Annotated in this window: 6 protein-coding genes (1 of these 6 running past the window's edge); 1 reads left to right on the forward strand and 5 read right to left on the reverse strand. The window is 61.4% G+C overall.

Annotated elements, in window-relative coordinates; genetic code table 11:
* Positions 1-118 precede the first annotated feature (118 nt).
* The gene (locus I41_RS07490) at positions 119-658 is read right to left on the reverse strand and encodes a hypothetical protein (RefSeq protein ID WP_145431957.1); all 540 of its coding nucleotides are present in this window, start codon (positions 656-658) and stop codon (positions 119-121) included.
* 62 nt (positions 659-720) lie between these two features.
* A complete protein-coding gene (locus I41_RS07495; protein WP_145431958.1) occupies positions 721-2,268 on the reverse strand; it encodes an OprO/OprP family phosphate-selective porin in 1,548 nt (515 codons plus the stop codon).
* A gap of 517 nt (positions 2,269-2,785) precedes the next feature.
* On the opposite strand from I41_RS07495, the gene I41_RS07500 reads away from it, so the two are divergent.
* Positions 2,786-4,648 (forward strand): S8 family serine peptidase, encoded by a 1,863-nt coding sequence (locus tag I41_RS07500; RefSeq protein ID WP_145431959.1) that lies wholly within the window; start codon positions 2,786-2,788, stop codon positions 4,646-4,648.
* Here I41_RS07500 and I41_RS07505 read toward each other — a convergent pair.
* The 3 genes from I41_RS07505 to I41_RS07515 form a co-directional block, all read right to left on the reverse strand.
* Positions 4,632-5,675: a zinc-dependent alcohol dehydrogenase family protein gene (locus tag I41_RS07505; protein WP_145431960.1), complete on the reverse strand. Its 1,044-nt coding sequence runs from the start codon at positions 5,673-5,675 to the stop codon at positions 4,632-4,634. The two genes, I41_RS07500 and I41_RS07505, sit on opposite strands and share 17 nt — an antisense overlap.
* Before the next feature lie 18 nt (positions 5,676-5,693).
* Positions 5,694-7,034 (reverse strand): metallophosphoesterase, encoded by a 1,341-nt coding sequence (locus I41_RS07510; protein ID WP_145431961.1) that lies wholly within the window; start codon positions 7,032-7,034, stop codon positions 5,694-5,696.
* Between the two features lie 229 nt (positions 7,035-7,263).
* Positions 7,264-7,990, reverse strand: a protein-coding gene (locus I41_RS07515; RefSeq protein ID WP_391524834.1) for an IS3 family transposase; it runs 372 nt beyond the window's last position. Within the gene, positions 7,264-7,990 belong to an annotated coding region that runs on past the window's edge; the region does not span the whole gene.

Here is a 7,990-nt window from a genome sequence, read left to right on the forward strand (position 1 = left end):
CGGCGGACAGGAGGGTAAAGCGCCGTCGCCCGGGTTGGCGCATTGCGGCGGCGGTGGCGGCAACTTGATTATACCCCGTTTAGGCGTGCGGGCGCCGAGTAGTGCTGGCCGAATAAGACTACTTCAACGCAGGCTCAGACGCGCCGGCAACCAGGATTTTTGCCTCTATGTCGGGGGGAGGAGGAATCTGGGCGCCGGGCTCGATCGCTGCGGACTTGGCCTTCGACTCGCACTTGGCGCAGAGATCTTCGACGACCCATTTGTAGCTGGGCACTTTCTTCGTATCGATGCGCTGCATCAGCTTCTTCTTGGTGAAAATGTTAGCGCAGCTGCTGGGAATCCATTCCCGCCAGATGAAGCGATGCGGCGTCGCCACGGGATCGCCTTCTTTCGTTTTCTTGCCGCAGTCGTCGCAGACGAGGTCGCATTGCTTGCAGCAGGGTTTGCTGGGGCCGGGAACGCAGAAATCTTCGCATTTGACGCCCCAACAGATGACGTCGACTTTCTTTTCCTCGCAAACCAGGCGGCAGACCTTTTGGCACGAGTCGTGGCGTCCGCAGAGCGCGCAGCAGAGCTCGCCGGCCTGCGCCGTGGCTAACGCGGCGCTGAAGGAGACGGCGACGAGAAGGGTTGAAAGCAGCGAAGTGCGACGGCTCATGTGGCCCTCGAAACTTAGAAAGTGGTCAACGATTGAGGAAACTGGCCTGTTCGTTCACGCGTCTAGAAATTGAAATCGAAACGCAGGCCAATAATATCTGCGGTCTGCGGCCCGTAGGGGGTAGTGCCGAAGCGCGTGATAGGATGAATCCACTCGAGCTCGGTGCGGACGCGATCGGACCAATACCAGTTGAGGCCGAAGGTGAAGTCGTTGTATTGGCCGCTGTCAAGTTGGGTGAGGGTGAGGTTCGACCAGCGTCCCTTAAGTTCCCAGGCCCCGGGACCGAAGCCGCCGGGGACGAGGAAGAAGTTGGAGAAGGGGACAACGCGACCAAATTGCGCGCCGTGCTGGCCGTAGCGCTCGTAAACGCGATTTTCGCCAGTGAGGAAGTAGCTGAAGTAAACGTAGGCGCCGGAAATTGTGGCGTCGTCGTCATTGATGCGATCGACGCTGGAAAGGAACATTTCGCTCTGGACCGAGAGCGGTCCCCAGACCGTCGCCAACTCGATGTTGCCGGTGGTGTAGGAACGGGCCGGAAAATTGCCGGTATCGATCAGGAATGGGCCTTCGTGAATCTGCGGGCGGGCGCGGAAGCGGGCGAGCTGATCTTGGTCGTGCGTGTAGAGAACGCCCGCTCCGGTGTGGACGAGATAGCGACCGTTGGAAGGCTCGTCGTAGTAGGGCAAGTAAGTGATGCGATTGCTAATGCGTTGCCCTTGATTGTTGTCGATGCGCTCTTTGAGCGCTTCGCTAAGACTGTCGATGAAGATTCCCGTGGTGTACGTGAAGTCCTTGGCGTCGTTTACGGCGTAAACGGCCATCCCTAGTTCACGATCAGCCGAGAAGATGCCCTGGGTGGGAATCGAGCGCTCAAGAAAGAGGTTGTTCGTATCGTTGGTGACCTGTTCTAGGCTGAACGGCACGAAGAAGTTGCCGATGCGCCACCGATCGATGACTGGAATCTCGTTCATCGACAGGTAGGCGTCTCTGATGGTCGTCACCGGCGTGGTGACAGTGTCTTCAGCCTCGGGCTCGGTTTCGACTTGAAGGCGAAAATCGTAGATGCCGTAGCCGACGCCATCGGCGATCAGCCGCACGCGACGGAATTCGAAGTAGTTGAAGGCGGGGACGGGGGGATTCTCGACATTGGCCCAGTTGATGCTGTCGATCTGCACTTGGCCGCCAAGCTTGACGGCCCACTTGTCGCCCGAGAGATCAGTCCACTTGCCCCGACCGTCGTTCTCGTCGAATTCCTTCTTCAGATCGGCGTTGACGTCAGGCTTTTTGGGAGTAGCAGCCTTTTCCAAAGCCTCCAATCGTCCCAGGATGCTCTTCAGATCGGCGTCGACCGGCGTCGGCATATCGTACGGCTGCGTTGAGAACTCCTCGTCCATCACTTCAGCCGGAGGCGGCAGAGGCGTCAGCGTCGGTTCGTCGTCAGCGTCTTCGCTCGCTTGGGCTAACCGCAATGATGAGGGGCCGGCCAATGGCTCGTCGGCCGTCGCACTGTTCGCCGAGCCCCAAGCCGCTAGCAGAACGAATACCCAGACGCACGAGAGCGCAGCCTGCCGGCACGCTAAGTACGAACGCCACGTGGTTAGTCTGACCATGCGTTGGCCGAATCAGGGGAGATGAGAGCAGTGAATGCCCACGCACCTCTGGTTTTCCAGCCGGCGTCGTGATGAGAAAAGCGATGCTGGCGCCGTCAGGCAACCCGCATATTTCCTAGTATCGGAAAAGTCAGCGCATCCCCACTATCAATTCTCAGTTCAGACGGTTGCTTTGACTAAACTTCCGGTGCGACGACCTCCACGGATGCGGGAATGGAGCCAAGGCGAGCTGGTCCGGCAATCTCGGAAGAGGGTTGAGGTTGGCGCGCCGGCGGCGCGATGCGTTTTCGCGAATCAGCGATTACTGATCCGGCCGGCGCCGAAATGAGCAGTTCCAGCCCGCGTTTGGCGCATTCGTCAGCGCGCAAGGCCCGTCCGGCGGTTTGCTTGCTGGGCGAACCGACCACGACTTCGCAGTTCTGAGCCATTCAGGCAGTCGAACGCTTGACTTTCCGCCAACCGGGGGCTGAGATGGAGCAGCCTACTCACCATTGATTTCGCATCTTGTGGCACGCTAATGAATTCGACTTTCAGGCGGGTATTCCGCCAAGCCGTGGTCTGCGCACTTTTGTGGAGTTGCGTCGACTTTCCCTTCGCCGACGCGGCGCACACGGGAGCTCAGGCGCCCTCGCTGGCTGGAGCGTCCCTGCCCGGCGGCGACGCTGAAGGCAGGATCAGCATCAACGCTGACGAGACGGCGACGGCGAGCGCGGATTATGTGAGCGGGCCCAACCTCGGCGCCGTCACTGGGCCGTTTGTTGGCACGAACATCAACTCCGTGGTCGGCGCCGACGCCTTCTACAACCACGGCTTCGAAGGCGGCAACGCCGTGATCGCCAACATCGAAGCCGGCCACATCTGGTCGAACCACGAGGCGCTGGGACATGCCCAACAGCTTCCCAACTCGCCACTGGCGCTCAACGAGTTCGATCGCCATGCGACGTGGGTCGGCATGACGCTCGGAGGACGCAGCGGCGGCGCTTCCCCCGGCGCTTATCAGGTGGGGATGGCCCCCGCGGCACAACTCTATAGCGGCGCCATCGCCTCGCAGTGGTCGGGCGCGCGAACGGCGTTCAGTTTTAGCTTTAACGTCAATGCGTTTCTGGATCAGTATCGGCGCGCTTTTCAGACCGGCGTCGACGGGACGGGACGCAAGGCCGACGTGATCAACAGCAGTTTTGGCGGCGGCGATATTACGGGGACGTCGGCCCTGACGGTGGGCGTCGACGGCCTCGCCAATGCGAACCCTCGCACGTTGTTCGTGAACTCGGCGGGGAATTTGGGCGCTGGACCCGATCAAGTGGGCGCGCCGGGCGCGGGATACAACGACTTGACCGTGGCTGCTTTGGGAGCGAATCCGACGTACAACCTCCCCTCTTCGTTTTCGAGCGGCGGGCCGAACGATTACGCTGATCCCTTCAATGGAGCCTTCGACAATGCGCGGCAAGTGGTCGATATTGCGGCGCCGGGGCAGCAATTGAGCTTGGCCTACTACGGCGGCGAGAGCGGCGGCAATGGGCTCACCGATAACCCCAGCGTTGGCGGCCCCGGCCCGACGGGTCCGGCCGACGGGCCTGCCGGGGGCGCCAATTTCTATACGCGGGGCATCGCGGGCACCAGCTTCGCCGCCCCGACGGTCGCCGGCGGCGCGGCGCTGTTGTACGACGCGGCCTATGTGGAATTCGCCGGCAATGCCGACGCCCGCGACGCGCGCGTCGTCAAAGCTGTGCTGATGAACTCGGCGACCAAAACCAGCGGTTGGAACAATGGCCAAATCTCGCACCCCAATGGCCTCGGCGGCGTGCAAACAGGGCAAGGATTGGATGACCGCGTGGGCGCCGGGAGGATGAACCTTGACGCCGCCTTTCAGCAATATTTTGAGGGAACGGCAGATTTGCCCGGCACGGCGTCGGGCAACCTTGGGCTGGTTGACGAAATCGGCTGGGATTTCGGCCAAGTCTTGCAAGGCACGACCAACGACTACTACTTCCAGAACGATTTGGCGGCCGGGGCAAATTTCACGGCTACCTTGACCTGGTTTCGCGACCGCCGTCTGGAAGGCAACGCGTTCGCCTTTGACGACAGCTACGATGATCTCGACCTGGAACTGTGGAGCGTCGCCGGCGGCGTCCCCGATGCGCTGATCAGCGAGTCGTTCAGCGCCTTCAACAATACCGAGCACTTTTCGTTCGCCCTGCCCGCGGCCGGCGAATACGCGCTGCGCGTGCGGTGGTGGGGCGAGGTGTTCGACTTCAGCAATGATCTCAATCGCGAATCGTACGCCTTGGCCTGGTCGACGCGGGCCATCCCAGAACCCTCGGCCGCTTTGCTGTTGATATTGGCGTGCAGCGCGGCGGCGATGATCAAAACTCGGCGATGACGGTGATGCCGGGTTGACCGAATGAGCCCATGGCTGCGAGCGCCGCAGGGGCCTCGGCCAGCGAAATGGTGCGATGAACCAAGCGGCGCGGGTCGAGCTTGCCGGAAGCAACCAGCGCGAGCAGCTTGGCATAGTCGGCGGCCGCGAGTCCGTGACTGCCGTAGATTTCAAGTTCGCGGCCGATGACGAGCTCCATGGGAAGCCGCGGCTGGAATTCCGATCCCGCGAGGAGGCCTACTTGCACATGGCGGCCTCGTTTGCGGAGCGACCGCAGTGAGTTTGCAGCCGTTGTGCCGCTGCCGAGCGCGTCGAGCGACAGGTGAGCCCCGCGCCCCGTCAGCTCACCGATGGCTGCTGCCGGATCGGCGACGGTGGCGGCGTTGATCGCGTGCTCGGCGCCGAGCGATTGGGCCATGGCCAACGATTCAGCGCGCACATCGATCGCAATCGGCCGGGCGCCGAGGGCTTTGGCGATCATAATCGCCGAGAGACCCACGCCGCCGCAGCCAAAGACGGCGACCCACTCGTCCGGGGCGGCCCGGCCTTGGATGGCAACGGCGCGATAGGCCGTCGCCAAGCGGCAGCCAAGGGCCGCAGCGGTGACGAACTCTAGCGATTCCGGGAGGCGAACCAAATTGAAATCGGCGTAGCGAACCGCCACCGCCTCGGCGAACGATCCCCAGGCGGTAAAGCCTGGTTGAAACTGGGCGTCGCAGACCTGGGGGGCGCCTTCACGGCACTCGGGACATTGGCCGCAACCGGCGACGAAGGGCATCGTCACGCGATCGCCGACGCGCCACTTGGCGACGTCGCGACCGACTTCGACGATGACGCCGGCGAATTCGTGGCCGGGGACGTGGGGGAGCGACTTGATATCGGCGTCGTGGCCCTGCCAGCCATGCCAATCGCTACGGCAGACGCCGGTGGCGCGAACGGCGATGACGACTCCGTCGGGCGACGCGACTGGGTCAGCCGCCTGCTTCAGCCAGAGCGGACCATTAAAGTTCTCGTAGACGAGGGCCTTCACGTTCAAACCTAACAGAAGTTACGCGAGTTGCGCTGTCAGTTGATGAGGGCCCGACGGCCGTCTTCGAGCGATTGCCAGCGCCACTGCTGCTTGCAAGCCGCAGGCTAGGGAAACAGGCTCCGGGACGACTTCAAGCGTTGGCGGATGGTCGGGCCGAAAGTTCGAACGCTGTTGTTGCCACGTCAGGAAGTCATCGCCATCGCTTTGGCCATCGCTATTGGCATCTCCGCCAGCGTTAGATCCCACGGCGGACCTCCACATGGACAAGTCGACCTCGTCGACAAGGCCATCGTCATTGAAGTCAGCTCCTAGGACCGGCGGCGTGGGAAGAGCGTTCTTGGAGAGAGTGAAAGAATCCAAGAGTGTTCCGTTTGCGGCCTGATCTCCGCCATACGAATCAATTGAGAAGAACTCGAATATCGCTTCGTTGTCGGAGACTGTGATGCGCATCGCGCCGAAGTCCTGGTTGTATCGAAACTCGCTGCCTGGCGCACGATTCGCTGTAAATGGATAGATGTTCGAGCCTCCAAGTCCGTTAACAAAGTAGGGCATGTCAACCTCCCCCGCATTTGTTGCCGATACCCGTTCGTACACATGGTCATGCCCCGACAAGACGGCGTGAGCTCCCCATTGCTGAAACGGCAGCTGGTAGAGCGGATTGCTGTTATGCAGGGAAGAGGAATACGGAGGGCTATGCATGGTGACGAACTTCCAGGTTGCCGTGGAATTGCGTAATCCGTCGCGCAGCCATTCGATCCGCGAAGCTCGTGATTGAGGCGAATAAGCGAACGCTTCGCTATCCATCGCAAATACATGCACAGAACCGGCGCCGCCTTCAATCGGCAGCGCAACGTCGTAGTAACTCTGCGAGTCGTCGTGAACGCCGTCGGGTAACCGACCAGCGGATCCACCCGGCGTTGTATGGAAATGGAAATAGTCGAGATATCCCGAAATACTGCCAGACGTGAGGTCGCGATCGTGGTCGCCGACTACGGGGAAGAAGCGTTGCACTTCACTTGTCTGTTGCGGATAGGCCGGAGCGCCCGCCCCTGATCGCTTTTGAATGAACTGCCCATAGCGTTTGCCGATGACGTCATCCCACTCGGGACTGCCCGGCATGTAATTACTGCCACTATTATCGCCAAGTGCGAGAACGTAATCTGTTTGCCACGACGCGCTGCCCACCAAGCTGGCGACGTGAGTCGCACCAACTTGAGTCGAGCCTAAATCTCCAACCGCGGCCAACACCGTGGCAGCGACAGTCTTAAGCGGAAGGAATGCCGCTACAAACGACGCTAACCCGGCAGTTATCGTTGTGGCGCTCAGTCGCCAAATCAAATAAGGCTTGCGTCGGTCCATACCGCCATCTTAACCATTTCCTTCGCCGAAGGCTAAAATGCGTCCCTCAGGTGGACCCCAATCGTTGGACAGAATCTGGGGTTGAATAAGGTGGGGAGCGGCCCGCGAGAGCCCTCAAAGCTCTCGCGCGGCCGCATCCGTTACTTCCAAGCATTGGGTTCCGTTTGAGTTTCCAATTCTCTCGCGCGATTCGTCGTTGAGCTTCATCGACCCGGCGCCTCCTGCGGCTTCAGTTCCGCTGGGCGTACATCACGGCGGGGGTCCGGTAGCCGAGGGCTTGGTGCGGGCGCTCGGTCGCATAAAACCGGAAGTACGCCCCCAGTCGCTCTTCGGCCTCCCAGCCGTCGGCGTAGTCGTGCAAGTAGACTTCCTCGTACTTGACGCTTCGCCACAGTCGTTCGATGAACACGTTGTCCAAGGCGCGCCCTCGGCCATCCATGCTGATTGCGATCCCGCGGCGCTCCAATCGCTTGGTGAACGCCGCGGCCGTGAACTGGCAGCCCTGATCGCTGTTGAAGATCTCCGGCGTCGCAAGCTGCAGCGCCTCCTCCAGCGCCTCGATGCAAAAGTCGCCCGTGAGCGTGTTCGATAACCGCCATGCCAGCACGTGTCGACTGAACCAGTCCATGATCGCCGTCAGGTACAAGAAGCCGCGTCGCAACGGGATGTACGTGATGTCCGTGCTCCACGCCTGATCGGGCCGCACGATCGCCACGTTCCGCAGCAGATACGGGTAAATCTTGTGCCCGACCCCTGGCCAGGTCGTCCGCCGACGCGGGTAAATCGCCTCGATCCCCATCTGCCGCATCAACCGTTGCACGCGCTTGCGATTGACTCCCAACAAGTCCGCCATCCGCCGGCTGCCGTAGAACGGCGTCGCCAGATACTGCTCGTCGATCCGCCGCATCAAGGCGAGGTTCTCCGCGCTCGCGCCGACCGCCCGGTAGTACGCCGTC

The organism is Lacipirellula limnantheis, assembly GCF_007746075.1.
GTDB classification, from domain to species: domain Bacteria; phylum Planctomycetota; class Planctomycetia; order Pirellulales; family Lacipirellulaceae; genus Lacipirellula; species Lacipirellula limnantheis.

Coding starts and splice junctions, on each gene's coding strand:
- I41_RS07490 (WP_145431957.1), bottom strand. CDS start 658: ATGAGCCGTCGCACTTCGCTGCTTTCAACCCTTCTCGTCGCCGTCTCC.
- I41_RS07495 (WP_145431958.1), bottom strand. CDS start 2,268: ATGGTCAGACTAACCACGTGGCGTTCGTACTTAGCGTGCCGGCAGGCT.
- I41_RS07500 (WP_145431959.1), top strand. CDS start 2,786: ATGAATTCGACTTTCAGGCGGGTATTCCGCCAAGCCGTGGTCTGCGCA.
- I41_RS07510 (WP_145431961.1), bottom strand. CDS start 7,034: ATGGACCGACGCAAGCCTTATTTGATTTGGCGACTGAGCGCCACAACG.